The sequence below is a fragment of the Azospirillum sp. TSH64 genome (assembly GCF_003116035.1).
In the GTDB taxonomy this organism is placed as follows: domain Bacteria; phylum Pseudomonadota; class Alphaproteobacteria; order Azospirillales; family Azospirillaceae; genus Azospirillum.
Genome location: NZ_LGQW01000015.1, coordinates 1769745 through 1790095 on the forward strand (window position 1 = coordinate 1769745; position 20351 = coordinate 1790095).

The window sequence follows — 20351 nt, forward strand, 5'->3', positions numbered from 1 at the left end:
ATGGGTTATAGCGCGCCGTCCCCCTCCACCGCGACCCGGAAAAACGGTTGGGCGGGTTGCGCCCGGTGGAACCGCCCCCGGCTTCAGGCTGGGATCAGGTGGATACCGGGGCGATGGCGGTCGGCGCCGGCACCTGCTGTTCCTGCATCTTGAAGCCGAAATAGGTGCCGTTGCTGATGCCGGTAAGGGCCAGCAGGTTGGCCGACAGTTCCGGCATGCCCAGTGTGCGGGTGACCTCGTAGAGGAAGGTGATGCCCCAGCACCCCGGTCCAGGCCAGCAGTTGCAGGCGATGGATGTTGTAGCCGGCGGCATCGCTCAGCAGATCGGGCAGCAGCCCCTGGGTGGGCGGATAGATCTGCTCCAGGCTGGCGGCCATCGCCGTCCGGTCGGGTGGGGTGGCCGCGGCTGCGGCGATGTAGAGGGCGGCATGCTGCTGGCGCCGGGTCTGGTCGTCGTTCAGCCGGCGGTCCTGGAAGACGGCCAGGACCGAGGTGCCGCCGACGATCCCCATCAGCGCCATGGTGCCGGTGGTGATGGTGTCCATCGACCCGGTGATGGTCAGGATGGCGGCGTAGGAGGCGGTGACGATCCCGCTCCACCACAGAAGCTGGAAGCGGGCGAGGCTGTAGGGTGCCCGGTAGTCGGCCGGCATCGGCACGCCGGCAATCGGAGTCATGGCATCGGTGCGTCCGAAATGGCGGAAGAAGGCGAACAGGAACACCGCCGCCACCAGGGCGAACCACACCGCCGCCAGCCCGAGGTCACGGTCGCTGGCGCCCTGGATGGACACCATCTGCGGCGCGGTCGTCATGCCGCCGGTGGCCGGACCGAAGGCGACCGGCAGGGTCTTGGCCCCGGCGAGGTTGAAGAAGCCGCTGAAGGCGGTCTGCCAGGAGGCCCGCCGCTTCGCCGCATCGTCGCCGTTGCCGGCGATGGAGGTCGAGGCGGTGCCCGTCAGTTCGCCCTTGGCGGAGCAGGCGAAGCTGGCGCGGGCGCAAGGAATGGTCTGGCCGTTGGCGACCAGGACCAGCGCTTGCGCGTTCAGCGTTGCCGCCTGCGTGGGGCAGTCGGTGCCGACAGGCGGCGTTCCCAGATTCAGCGCCAGCGGCTGGCCCAGCACCACCGTGGCGTCGCCAAGTGTTGCGGGGGCCGTCACCTGCGCCTGAGCGCCCCACCCCATGGCGATCGTCGTTCCCAATACAGCGGCGAAGACCGTCCGGATGATCGTGCGTCGCATCGTCGTGTCGTCCCCAAAGCACGCGGGCAACCGGTTGCCCGCACCGTCGGGGACGATACGTCATGAAACGAGATAAAGACCACGGCAAAGCAATTTGAAATGACCGTGCTCAGCAAAGATTCGCGACAGGTCATGATAGGGCGGCGGCACCTTCCCGTTCCCGGCGGATGCGGTCGTAGGCGGCATTGATCAGCGCGAGCTTCTGGGTTGCCAGATCGATGAATTCCTGTGGCATGCCCTGGGCGATCAGCCGGTCCGGGTGGTGTTCGCGGACCAGCGCCCGGTGTGCGGCCTTGACCGCGTCGTCGCCGGCCAGACGCGCCACGCCGAGCACGGCATAGGGGTCGGTTTCCGTCGGGGTGCCGGCCAGATGGTGACCGGCGACGATGCGGCGGAAATCGGCCTCGTCGAAGCCGAAGATCACGGCGACGGCGTGCAGATACTCCACCTCGGTCTCGTGCAACTCGTCGTCGGCCTCGGCGATCATCAGCAGGCTGTCGAGCAACTCCTCCAGCACCGCGTGCTTGTCCTCGAACAGCTTGGCGATCTGGCGGGCATATTCCTCGAACCCGCGGGTGTCGCGGCGGGCGAGGTCGAAGACCCGGCCGACATTGTCCAACTCCTCCGGGGGGACGCGGAACAGCCGCTTGAAGGTGTCGACCTCCACCCGCTTCACCACGCCGTCGGCCCGAGCCATCTTGGCGGCCAGCGCGATCACGCCGATGGTGAAGGCGACGGTCTGCTTGGCCGCTTCGGCTTCGGCATCGCTCATGCCGCGGCGCGGTTGCTCGTCCGCGCCGCAGGGCGACCACAGATCGACTGCATGCCCGGCCAGACCGCCCAGCAGGACGCCGAGCGGACCGCCGGTGAACAGGCCGGCAGCGCCGCCCAGGATCTTGCCCCAGATGCTCATGTCATGCCCTTTTGTGCACAGGCCACCCCACCCGTGACCGCAGCATAGCGGCCGGGAAAGGGCAGGCCAACTGTGGCTTGCCGGCAACAGGCCAGCATTGTTGGTATCGCGAATTTCTAATAAGCGCTTGCGAATCCCGCCGGCCACGCCATGTTGCAATGCAACAAAAGGCGCCGGAGAGAGCGCCGCTCGCGATAAGACGGTGCCTGCTGACGGCGGTGCCGGGTCCTGGGGAAAAAACGTTCTGCACGAATGCGTTTTCGGAATTCGAGAACCGTGAGCAGAGCCATGCCTGTCATCCGCAAGATCATGCCGACCGAGCTGCCCCAGTACCGGGCGCATCTTCTCCGCCTCGACCGCACCGACCGTTATGCCCGCTTCGCCGGCACCCTGTCGGACGAGGCGGTGGAGCGGCATTGCGCGGCAATCGACTGGGGACGGACGGTGATTCTCGGCGCGTTCGAGGACGGTGTTCTGCGCGGTGCCATCGAACTGTGCGGCGACCGCCTCCTCTGGCCGGAGCAGGCTGAATTCGGCATCAGCATCGAGTCGGGATTGCAAGGCAAGGGCGTCGGCAGCACGCTCGTCCGCCGCATCCTGACCGTCGCCCGCAACCGCGGCATCCGTCATGTCCATATGGTGTGCCTGGCGGAAAATTCCCGCATGCGCGCCCTGGCCCGCCGGTTTGGCGGACGGCTGGCGCTCGACGGCGGCGAGATCGCCTCGATGTTCGAGCTGCCGGCGCCGAACCAGTTCTCCATCGCCCTGGAGGCCTTGGAGGATGGCAGCGGCGCCTTCAACAGCATCCTGTCGGGCAACGCCATCCTGGCCCGCCTGTCCACCCGTCCGTCGGAGCGGCTGGCCGCCTGACGGCGACATTCGTCCGGCCGGTCGGCTGTGGTCCTGTGTTCTTTCCGCCGCGTCCCTCTCCCCTGATGGGGGCCGGGCACGCAAGCTGTTGAAATTCGCTGCCGGATCGCGAAACTCCGGCCCACGCGCGGTGCGGTTGCCGCGCATGGACTTCGGCGGGTGCGACAATGAGTGGGACGAAGAGCGGGACGGTGACCGGTGCGGCGGAAACCAAGCCGGCCCGGTGGCAGTTCTGGGTGGATCGCGGCGGCACCTTCACTGACATCGTCGGCCGCCGGCCCGACGGGTCGGTCGTGACCCACAAGCTGCTGTCGGAAAATCCGGAGCGCTACACTGACGCCGCCGTCCAGGGCATCCGCGAGCTTCTGGGGCTGAAACCGGGCCAGCCTATCCCGCAGGACACGGTGGAGGTGGTCAAGATGGGCACCACCGTCGCCACCAACGCCCTGCTGGAGCGCAAGGGCGAGCCGACCGTCCTGCTGATCACAGAAGGTCTGGCCGACCAGCTGCGCATCGGCCATCAGGCCCGTCCGAAGATCTTCGCCCGCCGCATCGATCTGCCCGACCAGCTCTATTCCCATGTGGTGGAGGTGCCGGAACGGGTGATGGCCGATGGCCGCGTGCTGAAGCCGGTCGACCTGCATGCCGTCCGCCGCGGGCTGGAGGAGGCCTACCGCCGGGGCTTCCGCGCCGCCGCCATCGCGCTGATGCACGGCTACCGCTATCCCGAGCATGAGCGGCAGGTCGCCTCGCTGGCCCGCGCGGTCGGATTCACCCAGGTGTCGGTCAGCCATCTGGTCAGCCCGCTGATGAAGCTGGTCGGCCGTGGCGACACCACGGTGGCCGACGCCTACCTCTCGCCGGTGCTGCGCCGCTATGTCGACCGGGTCGCCAACGATCTCAGCGTCGATGGCGCGCCGGTGCCGCTGATGTTCATGCAGTCCAACGGCGGCCTGACCGACGCCCGCCGCTTCCAGGGCAAGGACGCCATCCTGTCGGGTCCGGCCGGCGGCGTGGTGGGCGCGGTGCGCACCGCCGGCATGGCCGGCTTCGACCGGGTCATCGGCTTCGACATGGGCGGCACCTCGACCGATGTGTCGCATTATGCCGGCGAGTACGAACGCGCCTTCGACGCGGTGGTGGCCGGCGTGCGGGTGCGCGCGCCGATGATGCACATCCACACGGTGGCGGCCGGCGGCGGTTCGCTCTGCGTCTTCGACGGCACCCGCTTCCGCGTCGGGCCGGACAGCGCCGGCGCCAACCCCGGCCCCGCCTGCTACCGCCGCGGCGGTCCGCTGACCGTCACCGACTGCAACGTGATGGTCGGCAAGATCCAGCCGCGCTTCTTCCCCAATGTCTTCGGCCCCAACGGCGACCAGCCGCTGGACGCCGAGGTGGTGAAGGCCCGCTTCACCGAGCTGGCCGCCACCGTCAATGCCAAGCTCGGCACGACGATGACCCCGCAGGAGGTGGCCGAAGGCTTCCTGCGCATCGCCGTCGACAACATGGCGAACGCCATCAAGAAGATCTCGGTCGAGCGCGGCTACGACGTCACCGGCTACACGCTGAACGGCTTCGGCGGGGCGGCGGGCCAGCATGTCTGCGCCGTCGCCGACGCGCTGGGCATGACGCGGGTGTTCCTGCACCCGCAGGCCGGCGTGCTGTCCGCCTACGGCATCGGTCTGGCCGACACCGTCGCCATCCGCGAGCGTGCGGTGGAAGGGCCGCTGAGCGATGCGGTGGTCGACCGGCTGACCATGCTGTTCACCGATCTGGAGACCGAAGGACGGGCCGAGCTGACCCGCCAGGGCGTGGATGCCGGGCGGCAGGCGATCAACCGCCGCGTCCATCTCAAGGCCGCCGGCTCCGACACCACCCTGACCGTCGCCTTCGGGTCGAAGGTGGCGATGACCAAGTCCTTCGAGGAGGCGCACCGCCGCCGCTACGGCTTCCTCACCCCCGGCACCGCGCTGGAGGTCGAGTCGGTGACGCTGGAGGCGGTCGGCCTGACCGACGTTCTGGAGGATCCGGAGCTTCCCGCCACCACCGCGGTGCTGCCGCGCCGGCTTGCCACCGTCGCCATCCATAGCGGCGGCCAGCGCCGCGAGGCGCCGCTCTATGACCGCCGTCAGCTTCAGCCCGGAAACCGTGTCGTCGGTCCGGCGATCCTGGCCGAGGCGGTCTCCACCACCGTGGTCGAGCCCGGCTGGATGGCCGAGGTCACCCGCAAGAACCATCTGGTGCTGTCCAGGCTGGAGCCGGCGGCCCAGCGTCAGGCCGCCGGCGTCAAGGGCGGGGCCAAGGTTGATCCGGTGACGCTGGAGGTCTTCAACAACCTGTTCATGTCCATCGCCGAGCGGATGGGCGTGACGCTGGAGAAGACCGCCCGGTCGGTGAACATCAAGGAGCGTCTGGACTTTTCCTGCGCCCTGTTCGACCGCGATGGCGGCCTGATCGCAAACGCTCCGCACATGCCGGTCCATCTGGGATCGATGGGCGAGAGCGTGCGGGCCGTCATCCAGCGCCGCGGCGGCACCTTCACCGCCGGCGAGAGCTTCGCGCTGAACGATCCCTATCACGGCGGCACCCACCTGCCGGACATCACCGTCGTCTCCCCGGTGTTTGACGAGCCGGGCAAGGAGTTGCTGTTCTTCGTCGCCTCCCGCGGTCACCATGCCGATGTCGGCGGCATCACCCCCGGCTCGATGCCGCCCGACAGCAGGACCATCGCCGACGAGGGCGTGCTGCTGGACTGCGTGCCGCTGGTGGAGAACGGCCAGTTCCGCGAGCAGGAAATGGTGGAGCTTCTGCGCTCCGGCTCGCATCCGGCTCGCAACCCGGCGCAGAACATCGGCGACCTCAAGGCGCAGGTCGCCGCCAACGAGCAGGGCACCCGCGAACTGCACCGCGTCGTCCGCCTGCACGGCCTGTCGACCGTCATCGCCTATATGCGCCACGTCCAGGACAATGCCGAGGAGCAGGTCCGCCGCGCCATCGGCGTGCTGAGCGACGGCGACTTCGCGGTGACGCTGGACAACGGCGCGGTCATCAAGCTGCGGGTGTCGATCGACCATGCCGCGCGCTCGGCCATCGTCGATTTCTCCGGCACCAGCAGCCAGCTCACCAACAACTTCAACGCCCCCTCGGCCGTCTGCCGGGCCGCGGTGCTCTATGTCTTTCGCTGTCTGGTGGACGACGAGATCCCGATGAACGAGGGCTGCCTGCGCCCCATCGAGATCGTCATTCCGCCGGGCTCCATGCTGTCGCCCAATCCGCCCGCCGCGGTGGTCGCCGGCAATGTGGAGACCAGCCAGTGCATCGTCGATGCCCTGTTCGGCGCGCTGGGGGTGATGGCGTCGGCCCAGGGCACGATGAACAACACCACCTTCGGCAACGAGTGGCACCAGTATTACGAGACGGTCTGCGGCGGGTCGGGCGCCGGCAACGGCTTCAGCGGCACCGACGCCGTGCAGACCCACATGACCAACTCGCGCCTGACCGATCCGGAGGTGCTGGAATGGCGCTTCCCGGTGCTTGTGGAGAGCTTCCGCATCCGCCGCGGCTCCGGTGGGGCAGGGCGCTGGCGCGGCGGCGACGGCGTGATCCGCCGCCTGCGCTTCCTGGAGCCGATGACCGCCGCCATCCTCGCCAACCACCGCAAGATCGCTCCCTTCGGTCTGAAGGGCGGTGCCGACGGAGCAGTCGGCCGGACCTGGGTCCAGCGCACCGACGGCAGCGTGCAGGAACTGGCCTCTCAGGACAGCGCCGTCATGCGTCCGGGTGATGCCCTGGTGGTCGAGACGCCGGGCGGCGGCGGGTTCGGAGCCGCAGGGTAAACGGGGAGTCCGGGGGGCGCGGAAACCTGCCGCGCTCCCTCACTCCGCCCGGTGCGGCGCCACGATGCCGAAGCGGTGCATCTGCCGATGGACGGTCGAGCGGTCGACCCCCATCGCGCGCGCCGTCGCTGAAATATTCCAATGGTGCCGCCGCAGCGTCTCGCGCAGCCGGGCGGCCGGGTCCTCCTCCGTCGCAACCGTTTGCGCAACCTCCTCCGGCCAGGCCCGGAACAGGCCGCTGTGCTGCACCGGCTCTGGGATATCGTCGAGGTCGATCAACCCGCCGTCGCTGACCGCGCAGGCATAGTCCAGCGCATTCACCAGTTCCCGCACATTGCCCGGCCAGCCATGGCCGCGCAGGGCAGCCAGCGCCGCCGGCGTGAGGCGGTAGCCGATGCCGTCACGTTCCGCCCGCTCGGCCAGCAGCCGTTCGATCAGCCAGTCCAGGTCGCCGCGCTGGCGCAGGGGCGGCACGGTGAACACCGCGCCGTTGAGACGAAAGTACAAGTCGTCGCGGAACTGTCCTGCCTTGACCAGTTCCACCAGATCGCGGTGGGTGGCGCCGATGACGCGGACATCCACCGACACCGCCTTGGTCCGGCCGATCGGCGTCACCTCGCGCTCGGCCAGCACGCGCAGCAGCCGGGTCTGCGACGACAGCGGCATGTCGCCGATCTCGTCCAGGAACAGGGTGCCGCCGTCGGCCTCCAGGATCAGCCCCTTCTTGCCGCGCGCCGTCGCCCCGGTGAAGGAGCCGGGCTCGTAGCCGAACAGTTCGCTCTCGATCAGGTTCTCCGGCAGGGCGGCGCAATTGACGGCGACGAAGGGCTTGTTGCGGCGGATGCTGGCCTTGTGCAGGGCCTTGGCGAGGTGCTCCTTGCCGGTGCCGGTCTCGCCGTGGATCAGCAGGCTCATGCGGGTGTTGACCAGCTTGGCCGCCCGCGTCAGCACGGCCTTCAGTGCCGGGTCGCCGCCGGACACCACGCGCAGCGGCTCTGGCAGCGAATCCCCGCCATGATCCGGCGTGTGGCTGCGCGGCAGCGACACGGCGGGCGGTGGCATCGCCTGGGCGAACAGCGGCAGGCCGGTGCGGCGCAGGCGCAGCGTGCGCTGCTCGGTCGGCAGCGAGCGGACGAAATGGACCAGATCGTCCACCTCACAATCGAACAGTTCGGCGAAGGACCGGCCGAGCGGTGATGCCCCGTCCTCCGCCAGCAGATCATGGGCCTTGTGGTTGAAGCCGACCACCCGTCCGCCGGCGTCCAGCGCCAGTACGAAGTCGGGGTCGACCTCCGCAAACTCCTGCGACGCCGACAGCTTCAGCACCCAGTCGCGGCGGAAGTTGTTGTAGAGGTTGGCGGTTTCGATCTTGTGGACATAGGCGCGCACCATCTGCAGCGCCAGATACTGGCTGATCTTCGGCTCCGGCGAATGCAGGGCGGAGATGTCCAGCACGGCGGCCAGTTCGCCCCCGCTGTCGAAGACGGGAGCCGCGGTGCAGGTCAGCGGAATGTGGGTGGAGTCGAAATGGTCGGTCTGGTGCACGGTCAGCGCCTGGGCGGTGGCGATGCAGGTGCCGACTGCGCAGGTCCCGGCATGCCCCTCATTCCAGTCGGACCCGAGATACAGGCCGGCCCGGCGCAGATGGTTGTCGAAGGTCGGGTCGCCGATGAAGTCCACCGTGACGCCGTTGCTGTCGGTCAGCAGCAGGACATAGCCCATGCCGGCGACCTGCCGGTACAGCGCCTCCAGCCCGAAGCGGGCCATGCGCAGGAACTCGTCCATCGCGTCGCGATGCTCGCGCAGCCGTTCCTGCGGCAGGATGTGCGCCTCGCGCCCGACGGTGGGGTCCAGCTTGTGGTCGGCGACGCAGCGGCGCCACGAGTTCTCGATGATCGGATCGCGGGCGGACGACACCCCTGCGGAGACACGGCCGGTGGAGACACGGACGAGTTCATCGATGTGGGCCGCGCGCGCGCTGTCCATGGTCGTGCCTCCCGCAATCATCGTTCGCTTGTTCCACGAACATATTGGGATGGACAGTATCAACCGGCCGGCCCGATAGGCAACATATGCAAAAGCATCAGATCGGTCCTCCGGCGGGGGGCATCCATCACCCTGGAATACCGGCGTATGACATCCGCTTTTGGTTATCCTGCCATGGCATGACGTTAAGGACATTTGCACAAGTAAGGTCGCATGCTCCATAAACGGGCAGGGATCGCCGGGAGCTTTCGATTTGCGGATTCTGATCGTCGACGATTCACCGCGCCACCTGACCATGATGGTGTACGAGCTGAACAAGCTCGGCTATGCCACCAGCGTGGTCAACAATGGCGCCGCCGCCATCGAGGCGGTGGCGAACGAGCGGTTCGACGTGGTGATGGCCGACATCCGTCTGGCCGACATGACGGGGCTGGAGCTGTGCTGGCACTTGCGCACGGCCCAGGGGCTTCGCCACCTCTACCTGATCCTGATGATTCCAGGCAGCATGACCGACCAGTTCCACGAACTGGTGGAGGCCGGCGCCGACGAGTTCCTGCGAAAACCTTTGGATTGGAAATGGACGGCGGCGCGCCTGCTGGCGGCCTCGCGCGTCGTGGCGATGCAGCGCGACCTGGAGCGGCTGGCGACCACCGATGCTCTGACCGGTGCCATGAACCGCCGCCGCTTCCTGGAGAGGGGGGCTGAAGAGTTTACCCGCTCGCGACGATACGAACGCCCGCTGTCGGTGGTGATGCTGGACATCGACCATTTCAAGCGGGTCAACGACAGCTATGGCCACGCCACCGGCGACGAGGCGATCCGCAGCACGGTGCGCGCCTGCAAGGACAGCTTGCGCGCCTGCGACCTGATCGGCCGGCTGGGCGGCGAGGAGTTCGCCGTGGTGATGCCGGAAACTCCGCCCGTGAATGCTTTTGCCGCCGCCCAGCGCCTGCGCCAGGCAATCGCCGCCCAGCCGGTGAAGCGGGAGGACGGCGGAGAGCTGTTCCTGACCGTCAGCCTGGGGCTGAGCTGGCTGACCGGCAGCGACACCGGCATCGAGCCTCTGCTGGCCCGCGCCGACGCTGCCCTGTACCGCGCCAAGAACGCCGGCCGCAACCGGGTGGAGGTCGAGCCGCAGATCGCACTGCCGAAGTCGCTGGCGGGGTAAGGGGAGCCACCGGTTCCCCACAGTCACCGATCCACAGTCCACACGGCGTCAAGCTGAGAGCGCACAAAGAAAAACCCCCTGGCTTCCTTCCGGAAATCAGGGGGTTTTCTATGATGGTAGCAGCGGAGGGATTTGAACCCCCGACCAAGGGATTATGATTCCCCTGCTCTACCACTGAGCTACGCTGCCATCGTGATCGCCGTTGCTGGCGTTTCCGCCGCCGTGGCTACCATCGTGTCCCGTCGTTGCCGCCGGGAGCCGCTATATAGGATAGGGCGACTTGGCCTGTCAACGCGGAATTTTCGGGGGGTGCGATTTTTTTTGGCCGGCCGGCGAAAAGTCGCATAACCCTCTGATTCAGGCTGCCGTTTCCCCCGCCTCCATACCCTCGCCCACTCCGCCGGCGGTGGCGGAAATCCAGCCGCCGCCCAGCACGCGGTCGCCCTGATAGACGACGCAGGCCTGGCCCGGGGCGATGCCGTGCTGAGGCTCCAGCAGCTCGACCTGCGCGGTGCCGTCCGGGCCGGCGCGCCACAGGGCAGGGGCGGCCGGCTGGGCGGAGCGGAGCTTTACCGAAACCTCGATGCCGGCACCATTGGCCAGATCGGGGCCCAGCCAGTTCACGTCGCGCACCGTCACCAGCGAGCGGGCGAGGTCGCGGCGCGGGCCGACGACGACGCGGCGGCGCGCAGGCTCCAGGCGGACGACGTAGAGCGCCTCTTCTTCCTGGCCGCGGATGCCGCCGATGCCCAGCCCCTTGCGCTGGCCGACCGTGTAGTGGACGACGCCCTTGTGGCGGCCGAGAACGCGGCCATCGACATGGACGATGTCGCCGGGCTCGACCGAGCCGGGGCGCAGTTTCGCCACCACCTCGGCATAGTTGCCGTTGGGGACGAAGCAGATGTCCTGGCTGTCGGGCTTGGCTGCCACCTCCAGCCCGTGGCGCTCGGCCAGGGCGCGGGTTTCCGGCTTGGTCAGGCCGCCGAGGGGAAAGCGCAGGAACTCCAGCTGTTCGCGCGTGGTGGCGAACAGGAAATAGCTCTGGTCCTTGGCAGGATCGACGGCGCGATGCAGCTCGGCGCCATGCGGGCCGGCGACGCGGCGGACATAATGGCCGGTGGCCAGCGCTTCGGCACCCAGGTCGCGGGCGGTGTTCAGCAGGTCGCGGAATTTGACCCGCTGGTTGCAGCGCACGCAGGGGATCGGCGTCTCGCCGCGCAGATAGCTGTCGGCGAAATCGTCCATCACGTCCTGGCTGAAGCGGCCTTCGTAATCCAGGACGTAATGCGGGATGCCGATGCGGTCGGCGACCTGACGGGCGTCGTAGATGTCCTGGCCGGCGCAGCAGGCGCCCGGCTTCTGCAAGGCGAGGCCGTGGTCGTAGAGCTGCAGCGTGATGCCGACGACGTCATAGCCCTCCTCCCGCAGCACGGCCGCGGTGACGGAGGAATCCACCCCGCCGGACATCGCGACGACGACGCGGGTGTCCTGGGGGCGCTTGGAAAGACCGAGGGAGTTCATGGCGCCCTATATAAGGCGGGCAGGCGCCCGGAAAAGGCAGGAATGCGCAGCAGGGGACAACACAAGCGGCCGCCGGGTGCCGCAGCGCGCGGCGCCGTCCCGGCGGCCGGAACAGGGTTCCCCCGAACGCTTACTTCATCGCGTTGTTGCTGCCGCCCGGCAGGCGGACGACGAGGCCGTCCAACTCTTCGGTCATGATGATCTGGCAGCCCAGGCGCGAGGTCTTGGTCAGGCCGAAGGCGAGGTCCAGCATGTCCTCCTCATCCTCCTGCGCATCCGGCAGGACGTCGAACCACTCCGGCTCGATCACGACATGGCAGGTGGAGCAGGCCAGAGAGCCCTCGCAGGCGCCTTCCAGGTCCAGGCTGTTCTTGTGCGCGATCTCCAGCACGGACAGGCCGAGCGGGGCGTCCACCTCGCGGCGGGTGCCGTCGGTCTCGATGAAGGTCATCTTGGGCATGGGGTCCTCGTTCTTTTACGGTTGCCTAGCGAATTAAAGGGCGATTGTAAGGAAAATGTGAATCACGGCCGCGGGGTCGTCCGCGCGGCACGGCGGTCGCGCACCTCGGTGGCCAGCGCTTCCAGCCGCTGCAGCCGGGCCAGGATGCGGGCGGCACCGTCGGCGGCCGGCGGGCTGTCGGGTGTCGAGGCCGCCTGTGCCTTGCGGAAGGCCGGGGCGAGATATTTGATGCAGGCCTCGACCCGCTGGTTGAGGTCCAGCCCGATGCGGTCCAACTCCAGCACGTCGTCGGCACGGGCCAGCCGGGCTACGAGGTCGGCGATCTCCTCGTCGCCGTCCTCGTCGCCATCGGCCGGCGCACCGCCGATCAGTTCCAGCAGCGCATGGGCGCGGCGGATGGGATCGCGCAGCACGTCATAGGCGTCGCGCAGCGCCTCGACCTGGGCCTTGGCGTTGGCCTGCTGGCGCTGGCCGCGGGCGGCGAAACGCTCCGGGTCCATGGCGCGGGTGAAGCCGGCATGCTGTTTCGTCAGCTGTTCCAGATCGATGTCGAAGCGGCGCTCCAGCCCCAGCCGGGTGAAGGGGTCGAGCGGCCGCGGCGGCTGTGCCGCGCCGCAGGCATGGCAGAACAGGGCGCGTGGCGCCACCGAGCGGCCACAGGTGCCGCAGGGCTCCAGATCGCCGGCGATGGCGCCGGAAATGCCGCCGCTGCTGTTGCCGGGCGGGCCGGATTTGGGCGGGCCGGATTTGGAGCTGGTCATGCGCGCAGTCCGTCAAAACGCCGAAAGGCTCGGCCGATGGGATGATTTACCCGACATGAGGCCCCTGTTGTCACGAAGGCCATTGTCACGAAGGCCGCCTTCCGCGGGGTCATACCGATAAGCCGCATCCGGCGCAATGCGCGAATGCGGGCTTTCCTGACCGAGGACAGATGGTCGCGCAGCCATGGCGGGTAACAGCTGGGATCAGCCATCCGCGGGCGCGCTTCGCCGCGCCATCGCGGTCCAGGCCGTCAGGAAGCGGTCGACCGCCTCGTCATCGCTGGTCCAGCCCAGACTGACCCGGATGGCGCTTGCGGCGGAGCGGTCGTCCTCGCCCATCGCCGCCAGCACATGGGAGGGCTTCACCTTGCCGCTGGAGCAGGCCGATCCGGCGCTGACCGCCACGCCGGCGAGGTCCAGCGTCATCACCTGGGTTTCTCCGGCGAGGCCGGCCAGCATCAGGCAGCTGGTGTTGGCGACCCGCGCCGCACCGGCCCCCATCACCCGGGCGTGCGGGATGGCGGCCAGCGCCTCCCGCTCCAGCCGGTCGCGCAGGGAGGCACGGTCGGCGGCCTCCGCCAGCCCGTCCAACGCCAGCCGGGCCGCGGCGCCGAAGCCGACGATGCCCAGCAGGTTCTCGGTACCGGCCCGCTTGCGCCGCTCCTGCCCGCCGCCGCGGATCAGCGCATCGGGTTCGAGCCCCTCCGCCAGGATCAGGGCGCCGACGCCGGTCGGACCGCCCAGCTTGTGGGCAGACAGCGTCATCAGATCGACGCCGAGATCGGGCAGGGACAGCGGCATCCGGCCGGCCGCCTGCACCGCGTCGCAATGGAGCAGCGCGCCATGGGCGTGGGCGATCCGGGCCGCGTCGGCCACCGGCTGGATCACCCCGGTCTCGTTGTTGACCAGCATCAGCGAGACCAGGGCCGGGGTGTCCGCAGCGGCCAGCCGGCGCTCCAGATCGTCCAGGTCGGCGACGCCATCGCGGTCCACGCCGAAGCGCTCCGCCCCGGGCTGGGCGGCCAGCACCGACTCATGTTCGATGGCGGAGGTCAGCGCACGGCGGCCGGGGAAACCGCGGAGAGCGAAGTTGTTCGCCTCCGTCCCGCTGCCGGTGAACAGGACCTGTGCCGGCTTCACGCCCACCAGCGTCGCCACGGCGGCACGCGCCTCTTCCACCGCCCGGCGGGCGCTGCGGCCGAAGGCATGGACGGAGGACGGGTTGCCGACCAGATCCATCGCCTGACCCATCGCCGCCTTTACCTCCGGCTTCAGCGGAGCGGTGGCGTTGTGGTCGAGATAGACACCGGTTCGTCTGAACGAGGCAACGGGTGTGGCAACGGGCTGGGAAGTCACTTTTCAGAAGCGCTCAACGTGAAAGGCCACTCTCTTTGGTCTGCATCACTCGGCGGCAGCGGCGGCGCTGTCGGTGGCCGGGGCCGGGCGCAACAGGTTCAGGCCGCTGGTGCCGATGATCCGCCGCTCCACCACATCGGCGACGGTGACCGAGCTGAGATACATATGGATCTGGTTGCCCAGCTCTTCCCACAAATCGTGGGTCAGGCAGCGCGAGCGGTTGGTGCGGCAGCCCTGCGGCGTGCCGTTGGCGCAGCGGGTGGTGCGGATCGGCTCGTCCACCGCCAGGATGATGTCGGACACCCGGGTCGCATCTGCCGGGTGGGCAAGCAGATAGCCGCCGCCGGGGCCGCGCACGCTCTTGACCAGACCGCCCTTGCGCAGCTTGGCGAACAGCTGCTCCAGATAGGACAGGGAAATCTCCTGCCGCTCCGCGATGTCGGCCAGCGCGACCGGGCTGCCCTGGCTGGTGGCGGCCAGATCGACCATCGCCATCACGGCATAGCGTCCCTTGGTGCTGAGTCTCATCGCGATTCTCCTTGCGCTTCGTGCATCCCGTTTGCGTGGGACGCCACCGTCTCTAGCGGTGTGGGTGTTGAACGGGGGAGGGCAGCGGGCGGACGATCCGCTTCCAGCTCGCCGACACGGGCCTGCAGCGCCGTCATCTGGTCGAGCAGGCCGGTCAGCGCGCGGGCAACCGGGTCGGGGATGTCGCCGCAGGGGGTGCCGTAGGGCATGAATTTGCGGGTTTCGGCGCGGTCGCGCGCCACCACCGGCTTGGCGGGAATGCCGACCACCGCAGTGTCTGCCGGCACGTCGGCCACCACCACCGCATTGGCACCGATGCGCGCGCCGCGTCCGATGGTGATGGCGCCCAGGATCTTGGCGCCGGCCCCGACGATGACGCCGTCGCCCAGCGTCGGGTGGCGCTTGCCGGGATTGAGCGAGGTGCCGCCCAGCGTCACCCCATGATAGAGCATGACGTCGTCGCCGATCTCCGCCGTCTCGCCGATCACGACACCCATGCCGTGGTCGATGAAGAAGCGGCGTCCGATGGTGGCGCCGGGATGGATTTCAATGCCGGTCAGCGACCGGGCGATCTGCGAGATCAGGCGGGCGGTGGTGTGCAATCCGGCGTCGCGGGCGCGCCGGGCAATGCGGTGGAGAACGATGGCGTGCAAGCCGGGGTAGCAGAGCGCGACCTCGAGCCGGGACCGCGCGGCGGGGTCGCGCGCCATGATCCCATCGATCTCTTCGCGAAGATGCTTGAACACGCCATCACCCGCCGTGGTATAGTCCGCCGCTCTCATCGGCCGCCCGTGCCCGGTTTCGGCCTGTCGGACCCTTGCGGTTCAGGACCTTCCGGTCCGAAACCTCGACGGTTCAGACCGGTAGGGACCCGGACTTATCGATGGGTCCGGCTAGCGCTGGAGCCGATCGGGCGGGTCAGGCGGGTTGTCCCGGAGGACGTTACGACGCATATATGATGACCAAGCAAAACGGTCAAGAATTGTGTGCGGAAAACCCCACTCCGAGACGGGAAAATCCGTGACGGGCCGGACGGCCCGTGCGCCGGGGCGGTTTGCCGGATGAAAGTCCGGCCGGTCGCCGCGGCGGTTCCAACAACCCTTTGTCCGCGTCAGGAACGTCGTTCCCATGCCTGAAGTGCTCTTCAACGGTCCCGCCGGTCGCCTGGAAGGCCGTTACACCCACGGCAAGCAGCCGAACGCCCCGGTCGCGCTGCTGTTGCACCCGCACCCGCAGCACAATGGGACGATGAACAACAAGGTGGTCTTCACCCTGTTCCAGTCGTTCACCAAGCGCGGCTATTCGGCGCTCCGCTTCAATTTCCGCGGCGTCGGGCGCAGCCAGGGCACCTACGACAAGGGGGAGGGCGAACTTGCCGATGCGGCGGCGGCGCTGGATTGGTTGCAGACCTACAACCCCAACGCTCCGCTCTGCTGGATCGGCGGCGTGTCGTTCGGCGCCTGGATCGGCATGCAACTGCTGATGCGCCGGCCGGAGATCGACGGCTTCGTGTCGGTCTCGCCGCCGGCCAACCTGTTCGACTTCTCGTTCCTGGCGCCGTGCCCGTCCTCGGGCCTGATCATCCATGGCGACAAGGACGAGGTGGTGCCCCAGGCCGCGGTGACCAAGCTGGTAACCAAGCTGTCGCACCAGAAGGACATCCGGATCGACCACCGCGTCGTTCCCGGCGCCAGCCACTTCTTCGTCAACCGCACCGACGATCTGGCGACCCAGGTGGACGATTATCTGGACAAGGCGCTGGGCAATCCCATCGCGGCGGTGGCCGAGTAAGCAGGATCAAGCGACGGAGAGCGGGGGAGGGGGCAATCGCCCCGGACCTCCCCACCTCCTCATTGTTCGCAGCCCAGAACCCACACGTCGTAGATCGGGTTCTCCATCGCCGACAGGGCGGGGCTGGAGGAGAACATCCAGCCGCTGAAAACCTGTTCGGCCTGCTCGCCGGGCTTGATCTCCGTCACTTCCAAGAAGGCGGCGGATTCCGGCGTCTCGATCGGCGGATTTTCGCGGCAGGCGCGCAGGGTGATGCGCAGGCTGCTCATCGCCTTGGTCTCCCCGACCTTCATGGTGAAGGTGGAGGTGCGGGCGGTCACCTTGTCCAGCCACTGCAGCTTGGCCGCCGGCCGCTCGATCATCTGGCTCGGCACCGGAGCGGCCTGAACGGCCACGGATGCCAGCAGGGCCGCGGCACCCAGCAGGCCGGCGGCAGGCCGGAGAAGATCGGGCCGGAGATAACTAGAAAGTCTCGTCACGTCGGATCGCTTCCGTAATTGCGGACGGCACCCCATGGCAAGACCCAGCCTGTCAGCGGGAACTGTACCGGGGTGCTCCGCCTTCTATCCCGGAAGCGGGGTCAGCGTCTAGTGGCGGGGGCGCCGGGGTGCGTTGTGCGGAAATTGCGGCTCAGCGCGTGACGGTGCTGCGTGACGCCGGCGCACTGTAGGTGGCGCCCGACCCGCTTTGTGCGGCGCTGCGGTCTTCGATCTTCTGGGTCGCTGCACCGGCGCCGGCACCCGCAGCCGTTCCGACTACGGCGCCCACCGGTCCGCCGACCACGGCCCCTGCTGCGGCACCGCCAAGTCCGCCGGTGGCCGATTTCTCTTCCATGTCGGCGCCGCAGGCGGCAGTCGCCAGGGCCACGCCGAGCGCGGCCAGATGGAACAGACGCATCGCGTTCCTCCTGCTTCGTGATCCGGCGGCGATGGCCATCCGGACTGGAGAGGGAACGCATAGGCGCGGCCGTCGGTTCCGGCCACGCCCAGGGTTGGAAATCACTGCTGGTTGGAAATCACAGCTTCGGCGGCTGGGCCGGGGCCTGTCCCGGGGTCTGGCCCTGCTGGCCGTTGGCCTGATCGCCCGACTTGCTCATGCTCTGCAGCGAGAAGATGACCTGTCCCAGCAGCTGTTCCAGGCCCGGCGTGCTCTGGGTAAACTCGATCTTGCCGTTCGGCTTGATGGCGTCGGGATCGCCGCCCGGCTCCAGCGACAGGAACTTGCCGCCCAGCAGGCTTTCCGAGGCGATGACCGCCGCGGTGTCCCTCGGCAGCTTCACCGAATTGTCGACCGACAGGTGAACCACCGCCTGATAGGTGGTGGGATCGAGCGTCAGCCCGGTGACCGTGCCGACCTTCACGCCGCTGATGCGCACGTCGGCGCCGCTTTGCAGGCCGGTGATGCTGTTGAAGTTGGCGGTGACGTCATACCCCTGCACCTTGCGCAGGTCCGCACTTTTGTAGGCGAAGGCAAGGAACACGGCGGCCACGGCGAGCACGACGCCGCCAAGCACGGTCTCAATCACATTCCGGCGCATAGAGCTATCCTGCTGCGAATTCCCGAATCGAAACCCGGCCCGCATGGGGCCGGGCTTTCCGTTCCGCTTTCCGTTCCGACCCGGTGGTCGGTGCCGGCGTGGATCAGCTCGGAGTCCAGGGCTCGTAATCGCCGGTGGCCGGCACGCGCTGCCCGCCGGCCAGCACATGGCCGGGCGGACGGTAGGCCTGGACCGAGCCCGACATGTTGGGCAGATGTTCCTTCTGCCACGGCTTGTGGTAGGCGCTCGACCCCTCGGGCAGCGGCTCCTTGGTGGTGTGGTGCAGCCACCCGTGCCATTCCGGCGGGATCTTGGAGGCGTCGGGCTCACCGGCATACAGGACCCAGCGGCGCTCGCGCGTGCCGGGCTTGGTGTCCTTGTTGCGGTAATAGACGTTGCCGAAGCGGTCGCTGCCGACCTTGGCGCCCCGACGCCACGTGACGTAACGGATGTGAATGTTCGCCAGTTTGGTGAACAGGGAGATCGGCTCGCTCATCGTCGCTCACGAATTCCGGAGTCTGGCCCCGCGGAAACGGGGCTGGTCGAATGCGGGCCGCACTATGACACCGCAAGGCACGCGCGTCCACCGTTGGTGAGGCCAAAGCTGCCCACAGGGTGGAATGAGCGGAGCTATTGCAGGCGGGTCGCGGCGATCTTGGCCGTATCGACCGGGGTGGCGGTGCAGCCGCCCAGCGTCGGGCCGACCGGAAGCTCGCCGAAGGCCGCCAGCGCGCCCTCCGCCTTCAACCGGCCGACGAATCCGGGTTCCACGCCGCGGGCGACCCAGGCGAATCCAAGCCAGGTGGATCGCACCGGCTCGCCCCCGGCCCGCACCATCGCCGCCATCGCCTCGGCATCGCTGGTGCCGGGGGAGAAGACCGCCAGCATCAGGCCGTCGGTCGTGTCGGGCAGCGCAGCGCGTTGCAGCGACAGCCCCATCAGCCCGGCCCAGACCAGCAGGACACCGCCCAGCAACGCCGCGGCGAGGCCGTGGCCGATGGGAAATGCAGCAGGGGAAGGGGCGGGGCTGTCGCTCATGGTCGTATATCTTACGCCTTTGCCTCGGCCGCCGCCAGCGACGGGGCGGGCTTCTCGGCGATCGGCCAGTGGACGATGGTCGCGAACATCGCCAGCGCCACGCCCAGCCACCAGACCACATCGTAGGACCCCGTCCGCTCATACAGTACGCCGCCGAGCCAGACACCCAGGAAGCCGCCGACCTGATGGCTGAAGAAGGCGAAGCCGTAGAGCGTGCCCATGTAGCGGGTGCCGAACATCAGCGCGACGAGGCTAGAGGTCGGCGGCACGGTGGACAGCCACAGCAGGCCCATCACCGCGGCATAGGCGATCACCGTCACAGACGAGATCGGCAGCAGGATGAAGATTGCCGTCGCGATGCCGCGAGAGAAATAGTTGGCGCACAGCAGGTAGCGCTTGCTGACCTTGCCCGCCAGGATACCGGAGGCATAGGAGCCGATGACGTTGAACAGGCCGATCAGCGCCAGCGCCCAGGCGGCGAGCGTCGGGCTGATGCCTGCGGCGGTGAGGTAAGGCGGCAGGTGGGTGGTGATGAAGGCCAGCTGGAAGCCGCAGACGAAGAAGCCGGCGACCAGCAGCACATAGCTGCGGTGCTGGAAGGCCTGCCGCACCGCGGCGATGTAGCCGATGTTGGCACCGGTCACCGCCGGTGTGCCGCTCGCCGTCATGCCCTTCGGACCGGGGAAGACGCCGGCCAGCAGCGGCACCGCGATCATCGAAGCGGCCAGCAGCAACAGGGCGGTCTGCCAGCCGAAGCCGGCGATGAAGGCCTGCCCCATGGGCGCGAACAGGAACTGGCCCATCGACCCGGCGGCGGTGGCGATGCCGACCGACCAGCTGCGCTGTTCCGGCGGCAGCAGCCGGGTGAAGCCGGCGATGATGATGCCGAAGGAAGCGCCGGACAGGCCCAGCCCGATCAGCACGCCGGCGGTCAGGTACAGCTCGACGCTGGTGGTGGCATAGGGCATCAGCGCCAGCCCGGCCGCATAAAGAATCCCGCCCCCGGCCAGCACCGGGGCCGGACCGTAGCGGTCGGTCAGCGCCCCGGCGAAGGGGCCGCCGGCGCCCCACAGGATGTTCTGGATCGCCATCGCCAGCGCGAAGACGTCGCGGCCCCAGCCGCGGGTTTCCGAAAGCGGGCCGATGAACAGGCCCATGCTGGAGCGCGGTCCGAAGGCCAGCATCGAGATCAGGCAGCCGCAGACGACGACGAGTGCAGGCGTCCTCCAGGAGGGCGCCGGTGCAGGGGTAACGGTGGTCAAGGCATCCTCCCGGATCCGGGCGCCTCTGCGGGGTATCGCCGCGCGCCGGTGTTGTGAAACTGCTCTGCCTGCGACGATAGGCGGGC

Annotated in this window: 19 protein-coding genes and 1 tRNA gene; 4 read left to right on the forward strand and 16 right to left on the reverse strand. The window is 68.4% G+C overall.

Translation table 11 applies throughout. From position 1 onward, the window contains the following. Positions 1-83: 83 nt before the first annotated feature. Together TSH64_RS09660 and TSH64_RS09665 are read right to left on the reverse strand one after the other, a co-directional pair. Positions 84-1238, reverse strand: a complete 1155-nt coding sequence (locus TSH64_RS09660) for a hypothetical protein (RefSeq protein ID WP_247872835.1) — start codon at positions 1236-1238, stop codon at positions 84-86. A gap of 130 nt (positions 1239-1368) precedes the next feature. Continuing rightward, positions 1369-2151: a TerB family tellurite resistance protein gene (locus TSH64_RS09665; RefSeq protein WP_109096556.1), complete on the reverse strand. Its 783-nt coding sequence runs from the start codon at positions 2149-2151 to the stop codon at positions 1369-1371. A gap of 288 nt (positions 2152-2439) precedes the next feature. Here TSH64_RS09665 and TSH64_RS09670 point away from each other — a divergent pair, with 288 nt between their 5' ends. Together TSH64_RS09670 and TSH64_RS09675 are read left to right on the forward strand one after the other, a co-directional pair. Continuing rightward, the gene (locus TSH64_RS09670; protein WP_109096557.1) at positions 2440-3021 is read left to right on the forward strand and encodes a GNAT family N-acetyltransferase; all 582 of its coding nucleotides are present in this window, start codon (positions 2440-2442) and stop codon (positions 3019-3021) included. A 167-nt stretch (positions 3022-3188) separates the two neighbouring features. Continuing rightward, complete coding sequence (locus tag TSH64_RS09675) at positions 3189-6857, forward strand: hydantoinase B/oxoprolinase family protein (protein ID WP_109096558.1); 3669 nt, start codon at positions 3189-3191, stop codon at positions 6855-6857. 39 nt (positions 6858-6896) lie between these two features. Here TSH64_RS09675 and TSH64_RS09680 read toward each other — a convergent pair whose 3' ends face one another. Further along, positions 6897-8843 (reverse strand): sigma-54-dependent Fis family transcriptional regulator, encoded by a 1947-nt coding sequence (locus TSH64_RS09680; RefSeq protein ID WP_109452454.1) that lies wholly within the window; start codon positions 8841-8843, stop codon positions 6897-6899. Between the two features lie 253 nt (positions 8844-9096). On the opposite strand from TSH64_RS09680, the gene TSH64_RS09685 reads away from it, so the two are divergent. Then, a complete protein-coding gene (locus TSH64_RS09685; protein WP_109096559.1) occupies positions 9097-10011 on the forward strand; it encodes a diguanylate cyclase in 915 nt (304 codons plus the stop codon). 114 nt (positions 10012-10125) lie between these two features. On the opposite strand, the gene TSH64_RS09690 is transcribed toward TSH64_RS09685, so the two are convergent. The 7 genes from TSH64_RS09690 to epsC all read right to left on the reverse strand — a co-directional run bounded on the left by TSH64_RS09690 (position 10126) and on the right by epsC (position 15419). Beyond that, positions 10126-10200, reverse strand: a tRNA-Met gene (locus TSH64_RS09690). 168 nt (positions 10201-10368) lie between these two features. Next, on the reverse strand, positions 10369-11532 hold the full coding sequence (gene mnmA / locus TSH64_RS09695; protein ID WP_109096560.1) for a tRNA 2-thiouridine(34) synthase MnmA: 1164 nt from the start codon (positions 11530-11532) through the stop codon (positions 10369-10371). Positions 11533-11662: 130 nt separating this feature from the next. After that, entirely contained in the window at positions 11663-11992 is a 330-nt protein-coding gene (locus TSH64_RS09700; protein WP_109086201.1) for a ferredoxin family 2Fe-2S iron-sulfur cluster binding protein, read from the reverse strand. A gap of 62 nt (positions 11993-12054) precedes the next feature. Further along, positions 12055-12753: a molecular chaperone DnaJ gene (locus tag TSH64_RS09705; RefSeq protein ID WP_109096561.1), complete on the reverse strand. Its 699-nt coding sequence runs from the start codon at positions 12751-12753 to the stop codon at positions 12055-12057. 204 nt (positions 12754-12957) lie between these two features. Next, the gene (locus tag TSH64_RS09710) at positions 12958-14109 is read right to left on the reverse strand and encodes a cysteine desulfurase family protein (protein ID WP_109096562.1); all 1152 of its coding nucleotides are present in this window, start codon (positions 14107-14109) and stop codon (positions 12958-12960) included. Positions 14110-14154: 45 nt separating this feature from the next. Next, entirely contained in the window at positions 14155-14637 is a 483-nt protein-coding gene (locus TSH64_RS09715; RefSeq protein WP_109096563.1) for an Rrf2 family transcriptional regulator, read from the reverse strand. Next, positions 14634-15419 carry a serine O-acetyltransferase EpsC gene (gene epsC / locus TSH64_RS09720; protein WP_109096564.1) on the reverse strand — a complete coding sequence of 262 codons (786 nt, stop codon included), beginning with the start codon at positions 15417-15419 and terminating at the stop codon, positions 14634-14636. Before epsC ends, TSH64_RS09715 begins: the two co-directional genes overlap by 4 nt. Positions 15420-15765: 346 nt before the next feature. Between epsC and TSH64_RS09725 the strand changes: the two genes are divergently transcribed. Continuing rightward, a complete protein-coding gene (locus tag TSH64_RS09725; RefSeq protein WP_085089866.1) occupies positions 15766-16428 on the forward strand; it encodes an alpha/beta hydrolase in 663 nt (220 codons plus the stop codon). A 59-nt stretch (positions 16429-16487) separates the two neighbouring features. Here TSH64_RS09725 and TSH64_RS09730 read toward each other — a convergent pair whose 3' ends face one another. The 6 genes from TSH64_RS09730 to TSH64_RS09755 form a co-directional block, all read right to left on the reverse strand. Next, positions 16488-16907 carry a DUF2155 domain-containing protein gene (locus TSH64_RS09730; protein WP_247872836.1) on the reverse strand — a complete coding sequence of 140 codons (420 nt, stop codon included), beginning with the start codon at positions 16905-16907 and terminating at the stop codon, positions 16488-16490. A gap of 151 nt (positions 16908-17058) precedes the next feature. Then, positions 17059-17325 (reverse strand): hypothetical protein, encoded by a 267-nt coding sequence (locus TSH64_RS09735; protein ID WP_109096565.1) that lies wholly within the window; start codon positions 17323-17325, stop codon positions 17059-17061. A 118-nt stretch (positions 17326-17443) separates the two neighbouring features. Further along, positions 17444-17965, reverse strand: a complete 522-nt coding sequence (mlaD, locus tag TSH64_RS09740) for an outer membrane lipid asymmetry maintenance protein MlaD (RefSeq protein WP_109096566.1) — start codon at positions 17963-17965, stop codon at positions 17444-17446. A 103-nt stretch (positions 17966-18068) separates the two neighbouring features. After that, positions 18069-18461 (reverse strand): NADH:ubiquinone oxidoreductase subunit NDUFA12, encoded by a 393-nt coding sequence (locus tag TSH64_RS09745; RefSeq protein WP_098739448.1) that lies wholly within the window; start codon positions 18459-18461, stop codon positions 18069-18071. Between the two features lie 134 nt (positions 18462-18595). Beyond that, positions 18596-19003: a hypothetical protein gene (locus TSH64_RS09750; RefSeq protein ID WP_109096567.1), complete on the reverse strand. Its 408-nt coding sequence runs from the start codon at positions 19001-19003 to the stop codon at positions 18596-18598. Between the two features lie 11 nt (positions 19004-19014). After that, positions 19015-20265, reverse strand: a complete 1251-nt coding sequence (locus tag TSH64_RS09755) for an MFS transporter (RefSeq protein WP_109096568.1) — start codon at positions 20263-20265, stop codon at positions 19015-19017. Between the last annotated feature and the right edge of the window lie 86 nt (positions 20266-20351).